General features: G+C 70.1%; 21 protein-coding genes and 1 pseudogene. 15 read left to right on the forward strand and 7 right to left on the reverse strand.

Annotated elements, in window-relative coordinates:
• Window positions 1–32: 32 nt before the first annotated feature.
• Complete coding sequence (locus IEY89_RS26365; RefSeq protein WP_189149985.1) at window positions 33–899, reverse strand: AbfB domain-containing protein; 867 nt, start codon at window positions 897–899, stop codon at window positions 33–35.
• Between the two features lie 194 nt (window positions 900–1,093).
• Between IEY89_RS26365 and IEY89_RS26370 the strand changes: the two genes are divergently transcribed.
• The 4 genes from IEY89_RS26370 (at window position 1,094) to IEY89_RS26385 (ending at window position 3,588) form a co-directional block, all read left to right on the forward strand.
• The gene (locus tag IEY89_RS26370) at window positions 1,094–1,432 is read left to right on the forward strand and encodes a DMT family transporter (RefSeq protein WP_189149986.1); all 339 of its coding nucleotides are present in this window, start codon (window positions 1,094–1,096) and stop codon (window positions 1,430–1,432) included.
• A complete protein-coding gene (locus IEY89_RS26375) occupies window positions 1,432–1,971 on the forward strand; it encodes a TetR/AcrR family transcriptional regulator (protein WP_189149987.1) in 540 nt (179 codons plus the stop codon). The genes IEY89_RS26370 and IEY89_RS26375 overlap by 1 nt, the downstream gene beginning before the upstream one ends.
• Window positions 1,972–2,212: 241 nt before the next feature.
• Window positions 2,213–3,202, forward strand: a complete 990-nt coding sequence (gene dapD, locus IEY89_RS26380) for a 2,3,4,5-tetrahydropyridine-2,6-dicarboxylate N-succinyltransferase (protein WP_189149988.1) — start codon at window positions 2,213–2,215, stop codon at window positions 3,200–3,202.
• A 161-nt stretch (window positions 3,203–3,363) separates the two neighbouring features.
• Complete coding sequence (locus tag IEY89_RS26385) at window positions 3,364–3,588, forward strand: hypothetical protein (protein ID WP_189149989.1); 225 nt, start codon at window positions 3,364–3,366, stop codon at window positions 3,586–3,588.
• A 111-nt stretch (window positions 3,589–3,699) separates the two neighbouring features.
• Here the strand turns inward: IEY89_RS26385 and dapA are convergent.
• A pseudogene (gene dapA, locus IEY89_RS26390) lies at window positions 3,700–4,618 on the reverse strand (4-hydroxy-tetrahydrodipicolinate synthase).
• 132 nt (window positions 4,619–4,750) lie between these two features.
• Between dapA and IEY89_RS26395 the strand changes: the two are divergent.
• From IEY89_RS26395 to IEY89_RS26415, 5 genes are all read left to right on the forward strand, one after another.
• Window positions 4,751–4,924 (forward strand): hypothetical protein, encoded by a 174-nt coding sequence (locus IEY89_RS26395; protein ID WP_189150122.1) that lies wholly within the window; start codon window positions 4,751–4,753, stop codon window positions 4,922–4,924.
• Window positions 4,921–5,616 (forward strand): hypothetical protein, encoded by a 696-nt coding sequence (locus IEY89_RS26400; RefSeq protein ID WP_189149990.1) that lies wholly within the window; start codon window positions 4,921–4,923, stop codon window positions 5,614–5,616. The genes IEY89_RS26395 and IEY89_RS26400 overlap by 4 nt, the downstream gene beginning before the upstream one ends.
• 91 nt (window positions 5,617–5,707) lie before the next feature.
• Entirely contained in the window at window positions 5,708–6,412 is a 705-nt protein-coding gene (locus IEY89_RS26405) for an antibiotic biosynthesis monooxygenase (protein ID WP_189149991.1), read from the forward strand.
• 74 nt (window positions 6,413–6,486) lie between these two features.
• Window positions 6,487–7,158 carry an ArsR/SmtB family transcription factor gene (locus IEY89_RS26410; protein ID WP_189149992.1) on the forward strand — a complete coding sequence of 224 codons (672 nt, stop codon included), beginning with the start codon at window positions 6,487–6,489 and terminating at the stop codon, window positions 7,156–7,158.
• A gap of 5 nt (window positions 7,159–7,163) precedes the next feature.
• Entirely contained in the window at window positions 7,164–7,910 is a 747-nt protein-coding gene (locus tag IEY89_RS26415) for an SRPBCC family protein (protein ID WP_189149993.1), read from the forward strand.
• 58 nt (window positions 7,911–7,968) lie between these two features.
• On the opposite strand, the gene IEY89_RS26420 is transcribed toward IEY89_RS26415, so the two are convergent.
• Window positions 7,969–9,798, reverse strand: a complete 1,830-nt coding sequence (locus IEY89_RS26420) for a DUF8508 domain-containing protein (RefSeq protein WP_189149994.1) — start codon at window positions 9,796–9,798, stop codon at window positions 7,969–7,971.
• 483 nt (window positions 9,799–10,281) lie between these two features.
• Between IEY89_RS26420 and IEY89_RS26425 the strand changes: the two genes are divergently transcribed.
• From IEY89_RS26425 to IEY89_RS26445, 5 genes are all read left to right on the forward strand, one after another.
• Window positions 10,282–11,742, forward strand: coding sequence for a hypothetical protein (locus IEY89_RS26425; RefSeq protein ID WP_189149995.1), 1,461 nt, complete (start codon window positions 10,282–10,284; stop codon window positions 11,740–11,742).
• Window positions 11,743–12,026: 284 nt separating this feature from the next.
• A complete protein-coding gene (locus IEY89_RS26430) occupies window positions 12,027–13,475 on the forward strand; it encodes an alkaline phosphatase PhoX (RefSeq protein ID WP_189149996.1) in 1,449 nt (482 codons plus the stop codon).
• A gap of 471 nt (window positions 13,476–13,946) precedes the next feature.
• Window positions 13,947–15,530: a TROVE domain-containing protein gene (locus IEY89_RS26435; RefSeq protein ID WP_189149997.1), complete on the forward strand. Its 1,584-nt coding sequence runs from the start codon at window positions 13,947–13,949 to the stop codon at window positions 15,528–15,530.
• A 95-nt stretch (window positions 15,531–15,625) separates the two neighbouring features.
• Complete coding sequence (locus IEY89_RS26440; protein WP_189149998.1) at window positions 15,626–16,273, forward strand: GntR family transcriptional regulator; 648 nt, start codon at window positions 15,626–15,628, stop codon at window positions 16,271–16,273.
• 20 nt (window positions 16,274–16,293) lie between these two features.
• The gene (locus IEY89_RS26445; RefSeq protein ID WP_189149999.1) at window positions 16,294–17,310 is read left to right on the forward strand and encodes a 1-aminocyclopropane-1-carboxylate deaminase; all 1,017 of its coding nucleotides are present in this window, start codon (window positions 16,294–16,296) and stop codon (window positions 17,308–17,310) included.
• Between the two features lie 19 nt (window positions 17,311–17,329).
• Here the strand turns inward: IEY89_RS26445 and IEY89_RS26450 are convergent, their stop codons facing one another.
• Together IEY89_RS26450 and IEY89_RS26455 are read right to left on the reverse strand one after the other, a co-directional pair.
• Window positions 17,330–18,562 (reverse strand): SGNH/GDSL hydrolase family protein, encoded by a 1,233-nt coding sequence (locus tag IEY89_RS26450; protein ID WP_189150000.1) that lies wholly within the window; start codon window positions 18,560–18,562, stop codon window positions 17,330–17,332.
• A 19-nt stretch (window positions 18,563–18,581) separates the two neighbouring features.
• Entirely contained in the window at window positions 18,582–19,160 is a 579-nt protein-coding gene (locus IEY89_RS26455; protein WP_189150001.1) for a TetR/AcrR family transcriptional regulator, read from the reverse strand.
• Window positions 19,161–19,230: 70 nt separating this feature from the next.
• Here IEY89_RS26455 and IEY89_RS26460 point away from each other — a divergent pair, with 70 nt between their 5' ends.
• A complete protein-coding gene (locus IEY89_RS26460; protein WP_189150002.1) occupies window positions 19,231–19,722 on the forward strand; it encodes an FBP domain-containing protein in 492 nt (163 codons plus the stop codon).
• A 107-nt stretch (window positions 19,723–19,829) separates the two neighbouring features.
• On the opposite strand, the gene IEY89_RS26465 is transcribed toward IEY89_RS26460, so the two are convergent.
• Together IEY89_RS26465 and IEY89_RS26470 are read right to left on the reverse strand one after the other, a co-directional pair.
• The gene (locus IEY89_RS26465) at window positions 19,830–21,041 is read right to left on the reverse strand and encodes a TerD family protein (protein WP_189150116.1); all 1,212 of its coding nucleotides are present in this window, start codon (window positions 21,039–21,041) and stop codon (window positions 19,830–19,832) included.
• A gap of 64 nt (window positions 21,042–21,105) precedes the next feature.
• Complete coding sequence (locus IEY89_RS26470; RefSeq protein ID WP_164316274.1) at window positions 21,106–21,327, reverse strand: hypothetical protein; 222 nt, start codon at window positions 21,325–21,327, stop codon at window positions 21,106–21,108.
• Window positions 21,328–21,382: the final 55 nt, after the last annotated feature.

Raw genomic sequence — 21,382 nt, forward strand, 5'->3', positions numbered from 1 at the left:
CCGACCAGGGTGCCCCCGCTTCCGTGTGCGTCTCAGGCCAGCGGGGCCACCACGCGGAAGGAGAAGTCCTCCCGGTTGGTCGTGTTGTAGCCGTACGGGTCCAGGCGCAGCTGGAAGTTCTTGTGGCGCAGTGCGTGGTTGGGGTAGTTCACCGACTGGAGCACCGCCGCGCCCGTGTACCCCGAGTACCCGCCGCAGAAGGTGGCGTCCTGCTTGAACAGCGAGGAGCCGTCGTTGCGGTCGGCGCGCAGGACGAAGTTGCGGTGGCGCAGGTACTTGTTGTCGTGCGTCTTGAACGAGTAGCAGGAACTGTTGGACAGCCCCTTGACGACACTGAAAGTGCTGTCCTCACGGGATTCCGAGCCCTGGACCGGATCGAGCCTCACCGTGCCGTCTGACACGTGCCAGTAGCGGCCGGCGTAGTTGGTCGACTCGACGGACCTCAGGAGGGAGCGGTCCGGCTTCGGGGGAGCGGCCGAGGACTTGCTCGGGGACGGGGAGGCGGCGGGCTTCCCGGGGGCCGCCGAGGCGGGAGCGGAGGCGGAGCCCTTGACGTCCGGGGCGGGGACGGGGGGCGTGTCGGCCGATGTGGTCGGCTGCGCCGACGACAGGCCGCTCTTTCCGTCCGGGGGCACGGTTCCGGACGCCGTCGGGGAGGCGAAGGTGAGGAGACCGGGGTACGTCGAACCGGGCGACGGCGCGGGTGCCTTCGCCACGGGCACCGGGTCCTCGGTCTGCCGGTCGGTGACGATGATCGCGGTCACACAGGCGGCAACGACCGACAGGGCGAGAGTGCCCGCCATCCAGAGCCGCCGCGTCCCGGGCACACGTGAGGTGTCCGGGGCCCAGCCGTTCTCCCACGGTTGATTCGGGGTGGGCCGGGGCTTTTCTTGTGTCATGCGCTGTTCCTCCGGCGTCGCCTGTGGCGAACGTGTGAACGAGTGGTTGAAACAGTAATGGACGCGAGGCTAGGTGACGTCCAGGGCCGTGAGAAGGGTTGTTTCCTCAATGAGACCGGGGGGTGGGGGAGTTGGTGGCGTGGTGCGGAGTGCGGGTGGATTTGGGCAGGTGCTGTGTACGGTCGTACACATTCATGCGTACACTCGTACACATGGGATATCTGTTGCTGGTCGGAGCCATCGCCGCTGAGGTGGGCGCCACGACCGCCATGAAGTACAGCGACGGTTTCAGCAGGCTGTGGCCCTCCGTGCTGACCGGTCTGGGGTATGCCGTCGCGTTCGTCCTGCTCGCGCAGACACTGAAGACGGTGTCCGTCGGTACGGCGTACGCGATCTGGTCGGGGATCGGCACGGCTGCCGTCGCGACGATCGGGGCGGTGTTCCTCGGGGAGGGCATGAATGTGACCAAGGTCGCGGGAATCGCGCTCATCATCGGCGGGGTCGTCGTGCTCAACATGGGCGGTGCGCACTGATGGTGCGGCGGTACGACCCCGAGCGGCGCCAGCGGATCATCGACGCGGCGATCCGGGTGGTGGGGGAGAAGGGGATCGCGGGGCTGAGTCATCGGTCGGTGGCCGCGGAGGCGGATGTGCCGCTGGGGTCTACGACGTATCACTTCAGCACCCTGGACGAGCTTCTCGTCGCCGCGCTGCGGCAGGCGAACGAGGGGTTCGCGAAGGTGGTGGCCGCGCGGGGTGGGTTGCGGGACGACCGGGCCGATCTGGCGGGGGAGCTTGCCGGGTTGCTGGGGGAGTGGCTATCGGGGGATCGGGCGGGGGTCGAGCTGGAGTGCGAGTTGTATCTGGCGGCGCTCCGGCGGCCGGCGTTGCGACCCGTTGCCGCTGAGTGGGCGGAGGGGGTTGCGGAGTTGTTGGGTGCGCGGACGGACGCGGTGACGGCTCGGGCGTTGGTGGCGGTGATGGACGGGATGTGTCTGCAGGTGCTGCTCACCGGCGGTGCTTATGACGAGGGGTTCGCTCGGGAGGTGTTCGGGCGGGTGCTGCGGGGGTGAGGGGGAGTTTCCTCGCCCCCGCCGCCCCTACCCGTCCCATCCCGTTCCTGGGGGCTGCGCCCCCAGACCCCTCACCGGCCCTGAACGGGCCTTGTCGTCAATCGCCGGACGGGCTGGAAATGCGGGCAGGCGCTGAGGGGTGCTGCCTTGTCCTCGGACTCGGGTCAGCCCTGTGACCGGTCCTTGAGATCCGGTCCGTAGCGGTTCGCCCGGGCGGGCTCGCTCGCGTTAGGTTTTGTCCATGACCGACACGACTGCTTCCCGCACCACCGGCGCCGTTGCCGCCGGGCTTGCCACCGTCGCCGCTGACGGCACCGTTCTCGACACCTGGTTCCCCGCCCCCGAACTGTCCGCCGAGCCCGGCCCCGCCGGTACCGAGCGGCTCTCCGTCGAGCGGGCCGTCGAGGCGCTCGGTGAGGGTGCGGCGAAGGCGGTCGGGCCGGACGCGCGCCGGGGTGTCGAGGTGGTCGCGGTCCGTACGGTCATCGCCTCCCTGGACGACAAGCCGCTCGACGCGCACGACGTCTACCTCCGCCTCCACCTGCTCTCGCACCGGCTCGTGCGGCCCCACGGGCAGTCCCTGGACGGGATGTTCGCCCACCTCGCCAACGTCGCCTGGACCTCGCTCGGCCCGGTCGCCGTGGACGACGTCGAGACGGTGCGCCTCAACGCCCGCGCCGAGGGTCTGCACCTCCAGGTCACGTCCATCGACAAGTTCCCCCGTATGACCGACTACGTGGCCCCCAAGGGCGTCCGCATCGCCGACGCCGACCGGGTGCGCCTCGGCGCGCACCTCGCCGAGGGCACGACCGTCATGCACGAGGGCTTCGTCAACTTCAACGCGGGCACGCTCGGTACGTCGATGGTCGAGGGCCGTATCTCCGCCGGCGTCGTCGTCGGCGACGGGTCCGACATCGGTGGCGGTGCCTCGACGATGGGCACGCTGTCCGGTGGCGGCCAGGTCCGTATCACCATCGGCGAGCGCTGCCTGGTCGGCGCCGAGGCCGGCGTCGGGATCGCCCTCGGCGACGAGTGCGTGGTCGAGGCCGGGCTGTACGTCACCGCCGGCACCCTCGTCACCATGCCCGACGGACAGATCGTCAAGGCCCGCGAACTCTCCGGCGCCTCCAACATCCTCTTCCGCCGCAACTCCGTCACGGGCAGGGTCGAGGCCCGCCCGAACAACGCGGTCTGGGGCGGCCTGAACGAGGTCCTGCACAGCCACAACTGACGTACTCCGCCGTATACCCGTACGGGTACGAACGGCGACGCCCAAGATCACGTACGGGTTACTCCGCGTGACCTCGTCGGGCTTCAGGCAGATGAACGGGTGGACACAGGGTCCGATCAGATGCCGGAGCGGCAGTAGAAGTGCGGACGAGGGGTGGAGCGATGACGAACGAGCGGTCGAGGGTCGTGGCGCGTTGGCTGACGGGGGCGGTCACCGCAGCCGTGGTCTGCGGGGTTCCCGCGGGGAGCGCGTACGCGGACGAGACCAACACCGGCTCGCACAACGGTCCCCGGGTCGGCCTGGTCAACATCGGCCAGGTCGACGACCCGATGGAGGACGTGCTGGAGCACTTCCTGCTGTTCGGTGACGGGCATCGCTGGGAGTGAGCTGACGTGAGTTGAGTTGGCTTGTGGTGCGGGGAGGGTCGGGATCCGTGTCGCGCGCCGGGCGACGGTGCGGATCCCGGCCTTTCTCCGGTCGCCGGCTCTGGTGGGTGGCTACGCGGTCAACTCCTCGTAAGCTGACAGCAGTTGCTGCGTTGCCTCCCGGTCGGCCGAGCGCAGCGGTGCCCGCACCGGGCCCGAGGGCAGGCCCAGTCCGCCCAGCAGGGCCTTGGCCGTGACCGCGCCCGGCAAGCCGGAGGCCATCATCAACTCGGTGAGCGGAAGCGTCCGTTGCTGGAGGCGGGCGGCCTCGGTGGTCCCGCCCGCGTCGAACGCGTCGATGACGGAACGGAAGTGACGTGGGATCACATTGGCCACGGTGCTGATGTATCCGGCGCCGCCGAGCGCGTACAGCGCCAGCACGTATTCGTCGCAGCCCGTGTAGAACGCAAGGTCGGTCCGGGCCAGTACCTTCTGCGTGCCCATCAGGTCGTACGCACAGTCCTTCACGGCGACGATCCTCGGGTGGTCGGCGAGGCGGATCATTGTCTCCGGCTCGATGCGGACGCCGGTGCGGCCCGGGATGTCGTACAGGGCGAGGGGCAGGGCGGAGGCGTCCGCCAGCTCGCGGAAGTGGGCCTCGATCGCGTCCTGCGGTGGGCGGCTGTAGTAGGGGGCGACCGCCAACAGGGCGTCAGCGCCCGCCTTTTCGGCCGCCCGTGCCAGTTCGACGGAGTGCGAGGTGTCCGAGGTGCCGATGCCCGTCACGATCGACGCCCGCGCACCGACCGCCTCCCGCACCGACCGCCTCCCGCACCGCCCGTACCAGCGCCGACTTCTCCGTGTCCGTCGTGGTCGGGGACTCGCCCGTCGTCCCGGAGAGGACGAGGCCGTCGCAGCCCCCGGCAACCAGCCGGTCGGCGAGGAGCTGGGCGCCGTCGAGGTCCAGGGCGCCCTCGGCGGTGAAGGGGGTGACCATCGCGCACAGGGCGCGGCCGAAGGGGGTGGAGGGCGCCGCGGGTGGTGTTGTCATGCGAGCAGTCTCGGCAAGGAGTTGGTGAAGCTCCACTTAATTCTCTTACCCGGTATCCATAAGCAATGCTTCGGCGTTGGAAAGCCGGGAATTGGGAGGCACTGGTGCCAACTCGGGGCTCCATGGGCCACCATGGCAGGGACGGTCACCGAACAGCAGGTCATGGGAGGCGTCATGAGGCTCGGCAAGGCACTCACCACCGGTGTCGCGGAGGAACAGGTACCTGTCCCTGCGGATGAACTCCAACTCCCCGAAGAGGTGCATGAGTTGGAGACGTCCGCCGAAGAGGCTCCGGTCGCCCGATGAGGCTGCGGCTCCCCGAGGAACGTCCGGCGGAGCCGCCGACCGGATACAAGATCGCCCACCCGGTGCTGTCCCAGGACGGCACCCGGGCCGGGTTCACCGGGGTGTCGCTGGGCGGCGCGCTGCCGTACGGGGTTCTCGCCGACGCGTCCTGTGTCTACGGCCTGCGGCACCGTGCGCCGCACCGCCGCTGCGACTGCGGCTTCCACTGCGTGCACGACCGGGCGACGGCCGAGGGGCTGCTGTGCACCGCCGAGCACCGGGCGGCCGTCCTGCTCGACGTCACCGTCCTCGGCGCCTACATCCGCTTCGAACTCGGCTTCCGCTACGCCCGTCAGCGGGTGCGCGTCGCGACCGTCGGGCCCTGTGCCTGCGGTGCGGTCGCCGCCGTGCTCGCCGACGCCGGCTGGGGAAGGCCCGGATGGCGCGGCCTGGCCGCCGCGTGCGCGGGCTGCGTACGAGGGCGTACGTCCGTGTCGCTCGCGGGGTTCGCGCGGCTGGGCGGGGACGGGCTGCGGGTCGTGGCGGGGAGCGGCGCGGCGGCTCCGGTCGGTGGTCTCCCGGGCGGGGTCGGAGGACTGGGGGTGCCCGAACTCGTCGCCGAGGCCGCCCTGTTGCAGGCTCGGCTCGACTGGTTCCAGGGTCAGCTGGCGCGACTGGACGAGCGGGGGCCGGGCAACGGGCTCAAGGGGTAGGGGAGTTGGTCTCCAGCCGAGCTTGACCTCAACCATGGTCGAGGTCGGAGGCTGGTCGGCGTACCATCGATGCCGATCAACGGAGGCTGCCATGACCCGTCGTACCGACGCCTACCCCGACCTCACTCGCCCGGACGTCGGAGCGCCCTTCTTCAGTACCTGGCGGGTCGGTACCCCCGAACGGCAGCGGGAGACGGTCGACGCCATCGCCGCGACCTGGGAGCGCCAGGCCTGGCCGGCGGGCGGAGGGCTCGGCTACTTCGTCTACGCCGGTCATGACGGGACCACTCTGCTCCATCACTCCCAGTGGGCCCGTGAGCAGGATTACGAGGCCTTCCTCAAGACGCGGCGGCAGGCGCGCGTCGACGAGATCGACACCGCCGTACCCGGGATCGAGCGGGTCGCCCTCGACCGGTACCGGCGGTACCGCAGCCAGGAATGGGCCGCCGGGGACGCGCGCGTTCCCGGGCTCGTCGTGACCGTCCGGATCGACTTCGAGGAGGGAGCCGCGGAGCGGCGGCGCGAGTGGGTCGACCTGGTGCTCGGGGCCCTCGCCGAGCCGCTGGAGAGCGACCGCGGGCTCATCTCGGCCCACTTCCATCTGAGCCAGGACGGCACCCACGTCCTGAACTACGCCGAGTGGGAGAGCCCGGAGTCCTATGAGGGGGCCATCGCCGACCCGGGGGAGGGTGCCGAGGCGGTCGGCGCGCAGTGGGAGCGCGTGCGGACGTATCCCGAGGTGAAGTCGATCACCGGCAGTCGGTACTCGTACGTCCTCGGGCTCGTTCCCGAATGAGCTGATCTCGCTCCGGATCAACCGAAGACTTTTCTCCCCTGGACAAAAAAAGTTGTCGGTGGGAGTGTGGAGCCATGCTGGACGTCACCGTGATCGAGGACCCGGCGGCAGCCGCCGTTTCGCTGGACCCCATAAGGGGCCGGCTGCTCGCCGAGCTGGCCGCCGGACCCGCGTCGGCCGCCATGCTGGCCGGCAAGGTCGGACTGCCCCGGCAGAAGGTGAACTACCACCTCAAGGCGCTGGAGCGGCACGGCCTGGTCGAGCTGGCCGGGGAGCGCCGCAAGGGCAATGTCACCGAGCGGCTGATGCGGGCGACCGCCGCGTCGTACGTCATCTCGCCGCTCGCCCTGGCCGCCGTACAGCCCGATCCCGACCGTTTCCGCGACCAGCTCTCCGCGCGCTGGCTGCTGGCGGTCGGGGCGCGGCTGGTGCGGGACGTGGGCTCGCTGATCACCGGCGCCGCGCGGGCCCGTCAGCGGCTCGCCACCTACGCGCTCGACGGCGAGGTGCGGTTCGCCTCCGCCGGCGACCGGGCCGCGTTCATCGAGGAGTTGACGGCGGGCGTCGGCGCGTTGGTGCGCAAGTACGACTCGCCCGGTGCCGAAGGAGGGCGCGATCACCGAATCGTGGTGGCCGTGCACCCGACGGTCAAGCCCCGGACCGGCGAGGCGATTTCCGGCACGACAGGCGCCGCAGACACCACCGGCACCACTGACATCACACGTACCGCGGAAAATCAGGAGTGAGCGCCATGTCCAAGGAAGTTTCCAGGGGATTCGAGATCGCGCGCGAGTTCGAGGTCGACGCCAGTCCGGAGGAGGTGTGGGAGGCGGTCACCACCGGGACCGGAGGGTATCTGTGGCCGATGGAGCCGCCGGAGCCACGGGTCGGCGGCAAGGGGCCCTTCGGGTCCAAGGTCATCGCCTGGGATCCGCCGCACCGCTACACCAACCGTGTCGAGGACGTCGAGGGCATCTCCGAGCAGACACTCAACCAGCTCGACTACACGGTCGAACCGCGCGACGAGGGCCGCCGGGCCTGGGTGCGTTACGTGCACAGCGGCATCTTCGTCGACGACTGGGACAACCAGTACGACGGCGCCGCCCGGCACACCGACTTCTATCTGCACACCCTGCGGGAGTATCTGACGCACTTCGCGCCCAGGCCGGCCGCGTTCGCCACCTTCGACGGGCCCGAGGCGTCCAAGGCGGCCGACGCCCTCGCCGTCGTCGGGCGGGCGCTCGGGGTCGGGGAGGACATGGCCGTCGGTGCGCGGGTGACGGTCCGCGGGCCCGACGAGTTCGAGGCCGTCGTCGACTTCCGTAACCCGTACTTCATCGGGCTGCGCACGGACCGGGGCCTCACCCGCTTCTTCGGGCGGAACCACTGGGGCTACCCGGTGGGCATCTCCCTGCACGACTTCACGCCGGGTGCCGACATCAAGGAGTGCGAGGCCGCCTGGCAGGACTGGCTGAACGGCGTGTTCAGCCAGTCCTGAGCGGCCGTGCGACTACTGGTGACGACTGCTGGTTACGGCTACTGCTTGCGACTGCTGGTTACGGCTTGAACCGCAGCACCTGCGGGTCGTGGTCGCTGATCTGGTCGTTGAACTCCGCGTTGATGTGCACGGAGTCGTAGTCGAAGTCGCAGCCCCGGCTGATCGACGGGCTGACCAGGATCTGGTCCAGGACCTGGCTGTTGCCCTGGTAGTCGTAGGTGTAACGCTCGCTCTTCGGCAGCGACTTGATCGCCGACCACAGCGCGCCGTCGTCCTCCAGCAGCTTGGTGGTGTCGGAGAACTCGAAGTCGTTGATGTCGCCGAGCGTGATCACGTCCGCGTTCTTCTGGACCTTCAGGATGTCCTTGACGAACGAGTTCACCGCGGTCGCCTGGAGGTGACGCTGGGTCTCCGAGCTGCGCGCCGGCGGCTGGAACTGCGAGTGCAGACCCTGGTCGCCGCCCTTCGAGGAGAAGTGGTTGGCGATCAGGATGACGGTCTTGCCGCGGAAGGCGAACTCGCCCGCGAGCGGCTTGCGGCTGTTCGTCCAGGCCGCGTTCGCCGGGTCTATTCGGCCCGGGGAGACCGTCAGGGCGGCCTTGCCGTGGTCCTTGGTGACACCGGTGGCCGTCGTGGCGTCGCCGCCCGGCCGGTCGGTGAAGGAGACCCGCGCCGGGTTGAAGAGGAACACCTGACGGATGTTGCCGCCGGGCTCGCCGCCGTCCGCGAGGTCGACCGGGTCGATGGAGCGCCAGTCGTACGCCGGGCCGCCCGCCGCCACGATCGCGTCGATCAGCTTCCTGACCGTCTGGTCGGCGGCGACCGTACCGTCCTTCGTCGCGCCGTTGTTGTCCTGGATCTCCTCCAGGGACAGGATGTCGGGCGACTGCAGGTTGTTCACGATCGCGGCGGCGTGCTCCTCGAACGTGGCGTCGGACGGGTCGAGGTTCTCGACGTTGTACGTCGCCACCGCCAGCTCGCCGCGCGACTGCTTGCGGGTCGTCTCGCGCTTGAGGCCGCCCTGCTTCAGGGTGCCGATCTCGTTGGCGACGAGCGTGTAGCCACCGAACTGGTTGTAGTCCAGCGGGCCGGTGGTGGCGCCCTTGAGACTGTCGCCGACGTTCGCGGTCGGGAAGTCGGCGACCGCGCCCAGGGACTGGATCTGGAGCCGGCCCGTGTTCTGCGAGGTGTACGCGCCGTACACCGTGCCGCCACGCCGGTTGTCGTTCTCGTCCGGCTTCACCGTGACCCACAGCTCGGTGTACGGGTCGGTGGCGGTGACCACACGGGCGTTCTTGACCTGGACGTTCATGCCCTCAAGGGACTCGTAGTAGTCCAGGGCGTACTTCTTGGGCCGCAGCGTCAGCGCGTTCACCGAGCCGCTCGCGGCGGCGTCGCCGGCCGGGGTGTAGGCAGCTGGTACGGACCGGGCGTCGACGACGACCGGGGCCGGGACCGCGTTGCCGCTGGAGATGACGGTGACCGTCGGCTTGACGATCTCCGTCACCGCCTGGTTGCCGGACGAGGCGCCGCCGGGCACGAACTCCGAGACCGTGCCGGTGACGGTGACCGAGTCGCCGACCGCGACGGTCGGCTTGGAGCTGGTGAAGACGAAGACGCCCTCGCTGGTGGCCCGGTCGGCGTCCGGGGCCGTGTCCTGGATCCAGAAACCGCGCGACGAACCGTAGGTACGGACGCCGGTGACGATTCCCGCCACGTCCGTGACCTTCTGGCCGGCGAGCGGGGACAGGCGCGTGGTGCCCTGGATGTCATGAATGTGCACGGTGTCGGCGTGTGCGGCCGACGGGACCACGACCATGGTGGCGACCGTGGAACAGACAGCGGCGACAGTGAGCGCGGCAAGACGCGCGGAAGACTTGCTCGGCAACGGGATCCCTCCGGGGACAAACGTGGGTGCCGGGACGAAAGTGACAAGGGTGGTGCAGTGGGGGGAACGCGACCTGCTGGGCGGCTGGCGACGCGCGTAGACATCCGGTGAACACTCGGTACGGAAGGCTCCGCGCCGAAGGTTCGGCACCAGGCGATCGGCAATGAACGCCCGGCTTGGGGGGGAACAGTGAACATGATGGGGCACGGTGGAAGGCAAGGGGGTGCGGTGATTCGGCACCCCCTCCACTTCTACGCGCGTCAATCTCCTGCCTGGTCAGGCCACTTGTCAAGGTTTCAGCCATGTACGAGCTCTGGCAGGTACATGAACCGGGCGGCATGGTGCCAAATCCGTCTAGGCTGAGCGGTTGAGCCGTACGGCCTTCAACGCAACGTCGTACGGTCGTCAGACCCCGTCGTCGGACCCCGGGCGCTTACCGGGTGCCGCCGTACGGCCTTTCGGGCGCCTGAGGAGAAACAGCCGATGTCAGACAGCTCCCCCCTGCCGCCGGTGCGACTGCACTCCGAAGCGGAACTGGCGCGGGACGCGCTCGCCGCTCCGCTGGTCTCCCGCGCCGCCCGCCTCGCCCGCTGGGCGGGGCCGGACACCCGGGTCGAGACCGGCGGCGTACTCGTCGAGGAGCAACTCCCGGCGGCGGCTCAGGAGTTGGGGCTGATCGGCGCCGAGGGCGCGGCTGGGACGAGTGTCGAGGACGCGCTCGCCCACGCCGGTGAGGCCTGGCGGGTCGCCGTGGACACCGGGCTCGTCGAGGTCGTCGACGAGGAGAAGGGCACCGTCACGGTGGGCGAGGACCTGGCGCTGCTCACCTCCGGGTCGCCGCACGAGGTGCTGGCGGTGTGGCTCGGGGCGCTGGAGACCGTCCTCGCCGACGCGAGCGTGCCCGACCTCGACGATCTCGTCGACGCCATGGGCGAGGGCACCGAGGTCGACTTCTCCCAGCTGGACTGGGACCCCGACGCGGAGGCCGACTTCCTCGACGGTGTGCTCGCCAACCTGTACCTGCTGAGCGTCAGCGAGGGCGGCCCCGCCGACATCCCGGTACCGCTGCCGGCGCTGGCCGCGTCCATGGTCGTACCGAGCGACATGGGCGAGCCCACCAACGACGTCCTGGAGCAGGTCTCGGACATGATGATGCGCCTCGACGACCAGTTCAGACTGCTCGAACCCGTCGGGCTCGTCGCCTACCGGCCCGTCGACGAGGCGCTCATGGCGGAGGCCGACGATCCCGCCGAGGACGGGGCGGCGGGCGACGAGACCGACGTCTCCCGGTACGGCATGGTGCGGCTGACCCCGCTCGGCCTGTACGGCGTTCGGGCGCGGCTGCTGGAGGCCGGCTTCGAGGCGCCCGCCGTCGGGGATCTCGCCGACAAGGGAGCGGACGCGCTGCTCGACGGCACGGCGGCCTTCCCCGCGACGGCGGCGCGGGCCGAGACCGAACAGTGGCTGACGCGCCGCGAACCCCTCGCCGCGGCAAGGGAGTTGCTCGCGGCGGCCCGGGGCGGCGACGCCGGAGCGCCGCTGCGGCGGTTGCACTGCCAGCAGGCCCTGTCCCTCGTCGGCGGCGAGGCCGAGCCCGCGCTGCGCGAGGTCCTCGACGACGCCGAACTGGGTGGCCTCGCCCGTGTCTGGCTCAGCGAGTACGGCGCGCAGGACGTGCCGCCACCGTCCGAGGCGATGGTGTTCTGGCTGACCATCGACACGGTGGCCGCCCAACTTGCGGCCGAGGGCAACTCGGCTGAGCTGATCGGACTGGTGGAGGGGCTGGCGCAGCAGCACGGCGGCTTCTTCGAGGCCGCCTGGCGTGTGGAACATCCGGCTACGCCGGACGTGCTGGAGGCCATGGGGAGGTTGCATCCGGACAAGCGGGTGGCCAAGGAGGCGCGGAAGGCCGCGTTCAAGGCGCGGTCGCAGCAAGGGGGTTGAGCCGAAAATGAGTGGGGGTGCGCGTGGCAGGGTTTCGCCCCCGCCGCCCCTACCCGTCCCATGCCGTTCCTGGGGGCTGTGCCCCCGGACCCCCCTATCGCGCTGAACGCGCTCGTCCTCAAACGCCGGACGGGCTGAAGGTGCCGGCCGGCGCTGGAAGGGTGTCCGGGCGGGCTGAAAGGTTGACTCGGCGGAAGTCGGGCGCCGTTCAACCCGCGTTCAGGTGTGGGCGGGAGCGTGGCGCCGAACCGAGTGCGCCGCCCCCCGCCGTCACAGGAGACACCATGTCGCTCACCCGCAGGGACTTCGCCAGACAGTCCGCGATCACCTCGGCCGGAGTCGCACTGGCCGGAAGTGTCGGAGCCCTCGCCACCGCCCCCAACGCCCTCGCGTCCACGGAGAGCGCGGCCGGGGAACCGGCGGACCGGCACGGGCACCACGGAGTCGGCTACGGCCCGCTCCTGCCCGACCCCAAGGGACTGCTGGCGCTCCCCGCCGGATTCTCGTACCGCGTGATCACCCACAGTGGGAAGACCAAGCTGGACTCCGGCGAGATCACCCCGTCCAACCATGACGGCACCGCCGCCTTCGCAGGCCCGCGCGGCACCACCCTCCTCGTCAACAACCACGAGCTGAAGGGCCCGCGCGCCAACTGGAAGTACCCGGTGCCGCTCACCGAGGGCCTCGTCTACGACCCCGCGGCGTCCGGCGGCTGCACGGTCGTCGAGGTGCGTCCCGGGGGCCAGGTCGCCGAGTGGGTGGGCATCGCCGGTACCTCCACCAACTGCGCGGGCGGCAGCACCCCTTGGGGTACGTGGCTCACCTGCGAGGAGAACTCCGACCGCGCGGGCGTCAACGGCATGACCAAGGATCACGGGTACGTCTTCGAGGTCGACCCCTGCGACAGGCGCGCCAACCGGAACCCCAAGCCCCTGAAGTTCTTCGGGCGTTACGACCACGAGGCCGTCGTCATCGACCCCAAGCGCGGCCACGCCTACCTCACCGAGGACGCCGCGACCCCCAACGGCCTCCTCTACCGCTGGACCCCGCCGCGGCACTTCGGCTACGGCCACGGCACGTTCCGCACCCTCTCCGACACCGCCGGCACCCTCCAGGCACCCAAGTGCTTCGACTCCGCGGGCCGGTTCGTCGACGACCTCTCCCGCGCCACGAAGATCGGCACGGTGTACGGCGTCGACTGGGTCGACGTACCCGACCGCGACGCGAAGACCGTCGACGTGCGCAAGCAGTTCGGTGCCGGGGAGATCACCCGGGCCCGCAAGCTCGAAGGCATGTGGTGGGGTGACGGCGGCACCTACATCGTCTCCTCGTACGCCCGCGCCGAGAGCCCCGTCCAGCACGACGGCCAGGTCTGGTTCTACGACCCCAAGCGCCGCACCCTCACCCTGAAGGTCCTGCTGGGCGTGAACCCCGACCCGTCGGCCGACGGCGCTTTCGACGGCCCCGACAACATCACCGTCTCCCCCTACGGCGGCCTGATCCTCGCCGAGGACGGCGAAGGTATCCAGCACCTGTTCGGCGCGACGGACAGCGGGCGCACGTACCCGATCGCCCGCAACGAACTCAACGCCGGCACCGAAGAGGAGCCCGAGTACAGCGAGTTCGCCGGCGTGACCTTCTCACCCGACGGGAAGACGCTGTACGCCAGCATCCAGTCACCGGGGATCATGCTGGCGATCACGGGGCCGTGGAAGCGGCAGAAGCGCGGCTAGTTAATTGGGTCGCTCGGCCCGCGGTACGCCTCCTAGAGTGATGAACGTCCAGGTGCGAAGGCAGGACCTACTTCCACTGATAATGGGGCGGCCGCGGGTTCGAGTCCCGTCACCGGTACAACGCGCCGGTGTAGCTCAGGGGTTAGAGCACCTACGTCGGTTCCGCCGGCTTCGATCTCTGGACACCCAGAACTTCATGCACCTCCCGGTGCGCGATTCGATCTCGGGAGGCGCAGCAGATGGTGGGTGCCCGGTGCGCAGGCAGCGGATACTTCGGGAACTGGTGGGGAGAAATCCTCATGCGGGTTCGAATCCCGTCATCGACCTCGGGTCGGTGTGGCGGAACGGAAGACGCGCCAGTTTATGAGCAACCGTCGCCGATTTCGACCTCGGGCACTCTCCTTTTGCTGCGCCTTCCTCCAGGAAAAACCGTCCACGCACGAAGTGCTGGCGAATGGGGGGGAATTCATCATGGCGCGATTCAACACCAAGGCCGCCAAGGCGCAGTCCGCCTCGCGGGTCACCTCGACGGGGCGTGTGCTCCGTACGTACGAGGGCGGCCGTGGCCGTGAGCGGGACGAGCGCTCGGAGCTGTTCCTGCTGTCGCTGGCCAACTTCGTCGCGCAGAAGACCTTCTACGAGAGCGGCGAGGACCGGGACGACCGGTTCGCCGCGCTCGTACGCCGGCTCGCCGTCACCGACCCGGCGTGGACGGCGGGCCTCCTCGGCTGGCTGCGCGGCGAGGGCAACCTCCGTACGGCCGCCATCGTGGGCGCCGCCGAGTACGTGAAGGCCCGCCTCGACGCGAACGCCACCGACGGCCCCACCAACCGTCAGGTCATCGACTCCGTCCTGCGCCGCCCCGACGAGCCCGGCGAACTGCTCGCCTACTGGACCTCCCGGTACGGCAGGAACATCCCCAAGCCGGTGAAGCGGGGCGTCGCCGACGCCGTACGACGGCTCTACAGCGCCAAGTCGCTGCTGAAGTACGACACGGCGTCCAAGGGCTACCGCTTCGGCGACATCCTCAACCTCGTGCACGCGGCGCCGGACCCGGACAAGCCGTGGCAGGGCGAGCTGTTCCAGTACGCGCTGGATCGGCGCCACAACCCGGACACGGCCGTCGTCCCCAAGTCGCTGCCCGTGCTCACCGCACACCGTGACCTGATGGCGCTGCGGCCCGCCAAGCGGCGCAAGGTCGTGACCGGAGCACGCGGCGCCGAGCGGCTCGCGGACGCGGGGATCACCTGGGAGGCGCTCGCGGGCTGGCTGCAGGGGCCGATGGACAAGGCGGCCTGGGAGGCGGTGATTCCGTCCATGGGCGCGATGGCACTGCTGCGCAACCTGCGCAACTTCGACGAGGCGGGGGTGAGTGACGAGGTCGCGGCGCGGGTCGCCGCGAAGATCAGTGACCCGGCCGAGGTCGCGCGCTCGCGGCAGTTCCCCTTCCGGTACCTCGCCGCGTACCGGCACGCGCCCTCGCTGCGCTGGGCGTACCCGCTGGAGCAGGCGCTCGGGCACTCGCTGGCCAATGTGCCGGCCCTGGGCGGGCGGACGCTCGTCCTCGTCGACCGCTCGGGCTCGATGTTCTACTCCCGGCTGTCCGAGCGCTCGGAACTCACCCGGGCCGACGCGGCGGCGATCTTCGGCTCGGCGCTCGCGCTGCGGGCGGCGGATGCGGATCTTGTCGAGTTCGGTACGTCGAGCAACCGGGTGCCCTTCCGCAAGGGCGAGTCGGTGCTGAAGATCCTGGACCGCTTCGGAGACCTGGGCGGCACCGACACCACCGAGGCGGTCCGGCGCCACTACAGGAAGCACGACCGGGTACTGATCGTCACGGACGAGCAGTACACGTACAGCGTGCACGGCGACCCGACCGAGCAGATACCGGCCGACGTGCCGGTGTACACCTGGAACCTCGCCGGGTACCGGGCGGGCCACGGCCCGTCGGGGACGGGGAACCGGCACACGTTCGGGGGGCTCTCGGACGCGGCCTTCCGGACGGTTCCGCTGCTGGAGGGTGCGCACGACGCGGACTGGCCGTGGGTCGGCTGAGTCGCGCCTGAGCTGAGTCGCGTGGGGTGTGGCCCGTACTTCGGTGCGGGCCACACCCTTGTGCGGACACGTTTCTGACATCTAACATTTCAGTTGTGGAAGCGATACGGCCCGTCCCCCGGACCCTGCTCAGGGATCGCGCGTACGAAGCGATCCGGAACGCCATCGTCACTGGGGAGATCGAACCCGGTGCCGTGGTGCGTGACGCCGAGCTCGCCGAGCGGCTCGGGCTGTCCCGGGCGCCGGTGCGTGAGGCGTTCGCGCGGCTGGTCGACGAGGGGCTGCTGGAGAGCAAGCCGCAGAGCTACACGAAGGTGACGCCGGTCGTGGCCGCCGATGTGCGGGACGCGGCGGCCGTGGTCGGGGCCATGCACGAGCTGGTCACCCGGGTCGCCGTGCCCCGGTTGTTCGCCGCGGACGTCGAGGCGATGCGCACGGCCAACGAGCGGTTCGCGGCGGCCGTCCGTGCCGGTGACGTGGAGTCCGCTCTGCGTGCCGACGACCAACTGCACGACGTCCTCGTCCGAGTCAGCGGCAATCGTGCCGCAGCCGCAACCGCCGCCCGCTACACACCACTCATCCGCCGTTTGGAGCGACGACGCTTCAGCGAGGGCGGCAACTGTCGTTCGGCCGGCCTGCACGACCGGCTCCTCGATGCCTGCGCGGCGGGAGACGTCGACGAAGCGGTCCGTGTCACCGCGGAGATCTGGCGCGGGCTGGCCGAGCTCGCCGACAGCGACTGACAACGATCCTCGGAGGACCCATGTCCCTTGCCTCGTACGAGCGTTACCCCCTCCTCTTCGGCCCCTCGCCCGTGCACCCCCTGGAGCGGCTCACCGCACATCTCGGCGGTGCCTCGCTCTGGGCCAAGCGGGAGGACTGCAACTCCGGCGTCGCGTACGGAGGGAACAAGACCCGCAAGCTGGAGTACCTCGTCGCCGACGCCCTCGCCCAGGGCTGCGACACGCTTGTCTCGATCGGCGGTGTGCAGTCCAACCACACCCGTCAGGTCGCCGCCTGCGCGGCCCGCGCCGGGCTCAAGTGCGTCCTCGTGCAGGAGAGTTGGGTGGAGTGGCCCGACTCCGTCTACGACAAGGTCGGCAACATCCTGATCAGCCGGCTCGCCGGGGCCGATGTGCGGCTGGTGCGCGCCGGGTTCGGGATCGGCTTCAAGGAGAGCTGGGAACTGGCGCTGCGGGAGGTGGAGGAAGGGGGCGGCAAGCCTTACGCGATTCCGGCGGGCGCCTCCGACCACCCGCTCGGCGGCCTCGGGTTCGCCGGTTGGGCCTACGAAGTAGCCGAACAGGAAAGGGAGTTGGGGGTCTTCTTCGACACCGTGGTGGTGTGCTCGGTGACCGGGTCGACCCAGGCGGGCATGGTCGCCGGGTTCGCGGCCCTGGAGGAGGCGGGCGGCCGTACGCGGCGCGTGCTCGGCGTCGACGCGTCGGCGGCGCCCGCCCGGACCAGGGAACAGATCGCGCGGATCGCCCACAACACCGGCCAACTCATCGGCGTCAAGCGGGAGTTGACTCAGGCGGACGTCGAGCTGGACGAGCGTTACCACGCGGGTACGTACGGGATCCCCGACGACACCACCCTGGACGCGATGCGGCTCGCCGCCCGTACGGAGGGGATGGTCACCGATCCCGTGTACGAGGGGAAGTCGATGGCCGGGATGGTCGATCTGGTGGCGCGGGGAGAGATCGGACGGGATTCCACCGTGCTGTACGCGCACCTGGGCGGGCAGCCGGCGCTGAACGCGTACAGCGCGCTGTTCTAGTCCTCGCTGGTTGTCCTCTCTAGTCCTCGCCCGTCCTTCTGGAGTCCGGCTCCCGGTTCGGGAAGAGCGGTTCTGGGGCGGTGAAGGCGAGTTCGGCGAAGCGTTCACCTATGCGACGGTGGGTGGCCGCGTCCGGGTGGAGCTGGTCGGGCAGGGGGAGTTCGGCGAAGTCGGACTCGCCGTACAGGGCGCGGCCGTCGAGGTGGTGGAGGTTCGGGTCGTCCGCCGACCGCTGCTTCACGATGCGGGACAGCTCCTCCCGGATGACGTTGAGGGTCAGTTTGCCGGTGGCTCGCTCGGCGGGGTCGCCCATGGGCTGGAAGCGCGGTTCGCCGGCGCCGATCGGGGAGAGGTCCAGGGCGGTGGGGCCCGGGGTGTCCTCGTGCATGGGGCAGTAGAGGGGTGAGACGAGCAGGAGCGGTGCGGCCGGGTGGCCCTCGCGGATGGTGTCGAGGAAGCCGTGGACCGCGGGGCCGAAGGCACGCAGGCGCATCAGATCGGTGTTGACCAGGTTGATGCCGATCTTGACGCTGATCAGGTCGGCGGGGGTGTCGCGCATCGCGCGGGCGGTGAACGGGTCGAGCAGGGCGCCGCCGGCCAGGCCCAGGTTGATCAGCTCCACGTCGCCGAGGGACGCGGCGAGCGCGGGCCAGGTGGTGGTGGGGCTCGCGGCGTCGGAGCCGTGGCTGATCGAACTGCCGTGGTGCAGCCAGACCTTGCGGCCCAGGTCGCGTGCGGTCACGGGTTCCACGGGTGCGTCGGTGCGCAGGGCGACGAGCTCGGTGGTCTCGTTGTGGGGCAGCCAGATCTCGATGGTCTTCATGCGGTCCGGCAGGCCGGTGAAGCGGAGGGTGCCGGGCGGGCCGGGTTCGTGCGTCGCGGTGCCGGCGGTCATGTCGATGGTCAGGGTGTTGCCGACGCCGGTCACCGTGGACCGGGCGGTCAGCCGGCCGTCGACCAGCAGGTCGTACACGCCGTCGGGGCGGGGTGGGGCGCCCACGTAGACCCGCTTGGTCGGCAGCGCGTCCAGTTCGACGGAGGTCGCCCGGGTGCGGAGGACCAGCCGTACGCCGGAGGGCTGGGACTCCGCCGCGGCGAGCTGGGGGTCCGCGCACTGGGCGCGGGCCCGGGCGGGCAGCCGGTGGGGGAGTAGGCCGTGGGGGGTGTGCTCCAGGTCGAGGGCGCCGTGTATCAGGTCCGCGGTGATGTGTGTATTGACGTGTGGGGTGGTGTGCCCCGGCTCGGTGTGCATTCTGTCCTCGGCCTGTCGGTCAACGGGTGGGAGGGGACGGCCAGTTGCGCAGCAGGGCGTCGAGGGCGTCCAGGATCCGGGTCCAGCTCTCCTCCGAGTCGGGGGTGCTGTGACTGAAGCCGCCCGCCGTTTCCAGGCTGGTGAAACCGTGGAAGACGCTGCCCAGCAGGCGGACCGCGTGGGTCTGGTCGGGCTCCGTCAGCTCGTAGCCCCGCAGGATGGCCCGCGTCATCCGGGCGTGCCGGACGCCCGCGCCGGCGGCGGCGGTCTCGGGGTCGAGCCTCATCCGGGTGGCGGCGGCGCGGCCGGGGTGTGCCCGGCCGTAGTCGCGGTAGACGCTCGCGAAGGCGGTCAGGGCGTCCTTGCCGGCCCGTCCGGCCACGGCGTCGGCGGCCAGGTCGGCGAGTTCCTCCAGGGCCAGCAGGGCGATCCTGGTCCTGAGGTCATGGGTGTTCTTGACGTGGGAGTACAGACTCGCGACCTTGACGTCGAACCGCCGGGCGAGCTCCGAGGCCGTCACCTGGTCGAAGCCGACCTCGTCGGCCAGTTCCGCTCCGGCTCTGGTCAGGCGTTCCGCGGTCAGTCCTACGCGTGCCATGACCATCCTCCTGTTTGGCTAAGGCGAATATAGGTTTCCCTAAAGAGTTTAGGCAAATTAGCCTGCCACTATGGAGTCGCTGACTGAGCAAGAGATCCGCGCCGCGTTCGTGAACTGCACCAAGGGCGAGACGCGGCGCCTGTCCGTGCCGCGCGACCTGGCCGACCGGCCCTGGGAGGACCTGGACTACCTCGGCTGGCGGGACCCCCAGGCCCCTGACCGCGCCTATCTCGTCACCCGGCTGGACGGCAGGGCGACTGGCCTCGCCCTGCGCGCTTCCACGCCCGCCTTCGGGCAGACGCGGCGCAGTATGTGCTCGATGTGCCTGACCTCGCACACCGGAGGCGTGTGCCTGATGGTCGCGCCGAAGGCGGGGAAGGCCGGGAAGCAGGGCAACTCGGTGGGTGCGTACATATGCGGCGACCTCTGCTGCTCGCTGTATGTGCGGGGCAGGAAGGACGCGGGCGCCGGGGCGCGGCTCCACGAGACGATCACTCTGGAGGAGAAGATCCGGCGGACCGTGGGGAACGTCGCCGCGTTCATCGCCAAGGTGACGGCTTGACGGTGCGACGGGGTGGCGGTTTCACTCCACGGTCCGCTTCGGTGCGTCGATGTGTGTTGGTGTGTGTTGGTTGTGCGTGAGGACGACGACTGGTCGGCCGCGCGTGGTTACAGCGCCTGGGCGGCCGGTTTCACCATGCCCCTGACCGTGCGGGACTTGACGAAGTCGCCGATCGCCGTCATCTCCCACTCGCCCGAGAACTGCTTGATCATCTTCGCCATCAGCACGCCCGTCTGCGGTTCGGCGCTGGTCAGGTCGAAGCGGACCAGTTCCTCGCCCGTCGCCGCGTCCAGGAGACGGCAGTACGCCTTGGCCACCTCGGTGAACTTCTGGCCGGTGAAGGAGTTGACCGTGAAGACCAGACCGGTGACCTCCTGGGGGAGACGGCCCAGGTCGACCACGATGACCTCGTCGTCACCCCCGCCCTCGCCCGTGAGATTGTCGCCGGAGTGTTTGATCGCGCCGTTCACGATGGAGAGCTTGCCGAAGTAGCAGCTGTCGATGTGGTTGCGCTGCGGGCCGTACGCGATGACCGACGCGTCCAGGTCGATGTCCTTGCCCCGGTACGCGGGCTCCCAGCCGAGGCCCATCTTGACCTGGGAGAGGAGCGGCCGGCCGCCCTTGACCAGGGAGACGGTCTGGTTCTTCTGGAGGCTTACGCGGCCCTTGTCGAGGTTGATCTTCCCGGTGCCGGGGGCCTGGGCGGGCGGAGCCGGCGGTGCGGCGGGCGCGGGCGGAGAGGAGACCGAGGCGACGGGGGCGGGCGGCGCCGTCGGGGGCGCGGGGGGCTGGACCGTGGCCTGCTGTGCCGCCGGGGCGGGTGCCGGTTCCTCCACGCTCACGCCGAAGTCCGTGGCGATGCCGGACAGGCCGTTCGCGTAACCCTGGCCCACGGCGCGGGCCTTCCAGGCGCCGTTGCGGAGGTAGACCTCGACGATCACCAGGGCCGTTTCCGAGCCGAGCTGCGGGGGCGTGAACGTGGCCAGTACGGAGTTGTCGTCCGCGTTGCGGATCGTTGCCGTCGGTTCGATGCCCTGGAAGCTCTGGCCCGCGGCGTCCGGGCTCGCCGTGACCACGATCTTCTCGATGCCCGGGGGGACGGCGGCGGTGTCGACCGTGATGGAGTCGGGGGTGGTGCCACCGCCCGAGCGGTACGTCACGCCGGGGCCGGTCGGCTGGTTGTAGAAGATGAAGTCGTCGTCGGAGCGCACCTTGCCGTCGGCGGTGAGCAGCAGGCTCGATACGTCGAGCCGCACCGGGGCAGCGACGTCCACCGTCACTCGGGCGACGGGGAGAGGGATGTTCGAGCCGGGGGTCATAGCTGTCATGACCGGTGAACGAGCGGACCCGCTTTGCCGTTCCCTTACCTTGCGGTCAATTGGTTCAGTGCCGGTTGCGGGGGTGGTTGCGGGCCGTTCGCTCGTTGCCACGCTTGTAGTTTCCGGTCCAGCGGGCCATGACCAGCTGGGGGTCGCCGGATTCCACTTCCGCCAGGAACTCGGTGGCCCTCGGGCCACGGAGGGTGGTGGCGGGGTGGGCGCCGTGGGTGATCTTGACTGTGCCGTCGGGGTGGTGGGTGTAGGCGAAGCCGTTGGGGCGGGGCATGGGGGGATGGTAGGCGGGTGGGGCGGGCCCTGCCCTAGGGTTTTCGCCCCCGCCG

Origin of the sequence: Streptomyces lacrimifluminis (assembly GCF_014646095.1) — a bacterium.
GTDB lineage: Bacteria > Actinomycetota > Actinomycetes > Streptomycetales > Streptomycetaceae > Streptomyces > Streptomyces lacrimifluminis.

Bases quoted from the DNA above. Each gene is read 5' to 3' on its own strand.
- IEY89_RS26365 (WP_189149985.1), bottom strand. From the start codon at position 899: ATGACACAAGAAAAGCCCCGGCCCACCCCGAATCAACCGTGGGAGAAC.
- IEY89_RS26370 (WP_189149986.1), top strand. From the start codon at position 1,094: ATGCGTACACTCGTACACATGGGATATCTGTTGCTGGTCGGAGCCATC.
- IEY89_RS26375 (WP_189149987.1), top strand. From the start codon at position 1,432: ATGGTGCGGCGGTACGACCCCGAGCGGCGCCAGCGGATCATCGACGCG.
- dapD (WP_189149988.1), top strand. From the start codon at position 2,213: ATGACCGACACGACTGCTTCCCGCACCACCGGCGCCGTTGCCGCCGGG.
- IEY89_RS26385 (WP_189149989.1), top strand. From the start codon at position 3,364: ATGACGAACGAGCGGTCGAGGGTCGTGGCGCGTTGGCTGACGGGGGCG.
- IEY89_RS26395 (WP_189150122.1), top strand. From the start codon at position 4,751: ATGGCAGGGACGGTCACCGAACAGCAGGTCATGGGAGGCGTCATGAGG.
- IEY89_RS26400 (WP_189149990.1), top strand. From the start codon at position 4,921: ATGAGGCTGCGGCTCCCCGAGGAACGTCCGGCGGAGCCGCCGACCGGA.
- IEY89_RS26405 (WP_189149991.1), top strand. From the start codon at position 5,708: ATGACCCGTCGTACCGACGCCTACCCCGACCTCACTCGCCCGGACGTC.
- IEY89_RS26410 (WP_189149992.1), top strand. From the start codon at position 6,487: ATGCTGGACGTCACCGTGATCGAGGACCCGGCGGCAGCCGCCGTTTCG.
- IEY89_RS26415 (WP_189149993.1), top strand. From the start codon at position 7,164: ATGTCCAAGGAAGTTTCCAGGGGATTCGAGATCGCGCGCGAGTTCGAG.
- IEY89_RS26425 (WP_189149995.1), top strand. From the start codon at position 10,282: ATGTCAGACAGCTCCCCCCTGCCGCCGGTGCGACTGCACTCCGAAGCG.
- IEY89_RS26430 (WP_189149996.1), top strand. From the start codon at position 12,027: ATGTCGCTCACCCGCAGGGACTTCGCCAGACAGTCCGCGATCACCTCG.
- IEY89_RS26435 (WP_189149997.1), top strand. From the start codon at position 13,947: ATGGCGCGATTCAACACCAAGGCCGCCAAGGCGCAGTCCGCCTCGCGG.
- IEY89_RS26445 (WP_189149999.1), top strand. From the start codon at position 16,294: ATGTCCCTTGCCTCGTACGAGCGTTACCCCCTCCTCTTCGGCCCCTCG.
- IEY89_RS26450 (WP_189150000.1), bottom strand. From the start codon at position 18,562: ATGCACACCGAGCCGGGGCACACCACCCCACACGTCAATACACACATC.
- IEY89_RS26455 (WP_189150001.1), bottom strand. From the start codon at position 19,160: ATGGCACGCGTAGGACTGACCGCGGAACGCCTGACCAGAGCCGGAGCG.
- IEY89_RS26460 (WP_189150002.1), top strand. From the start codon at position 19,231: ATGGAGTCGCTGACTGAGCAAGAGATCCGCGCCGCGTTCGTGAACTGC.
- IEY89_RS26465 (WP_189150116.1), bottom strand. From the start codon at position 21,041: ATGACCCCCGGCTCGAACATCCCTCTCCCCGTCGCCCGAGTGACGGTG.
- IEY89_RS26470 (WP_164316274.1), bottom strand. From the start codon at position 21,327: ATGCCCCGCCCCAACGGCTTCGCCTACACCCACCACCCCGACGGCACA.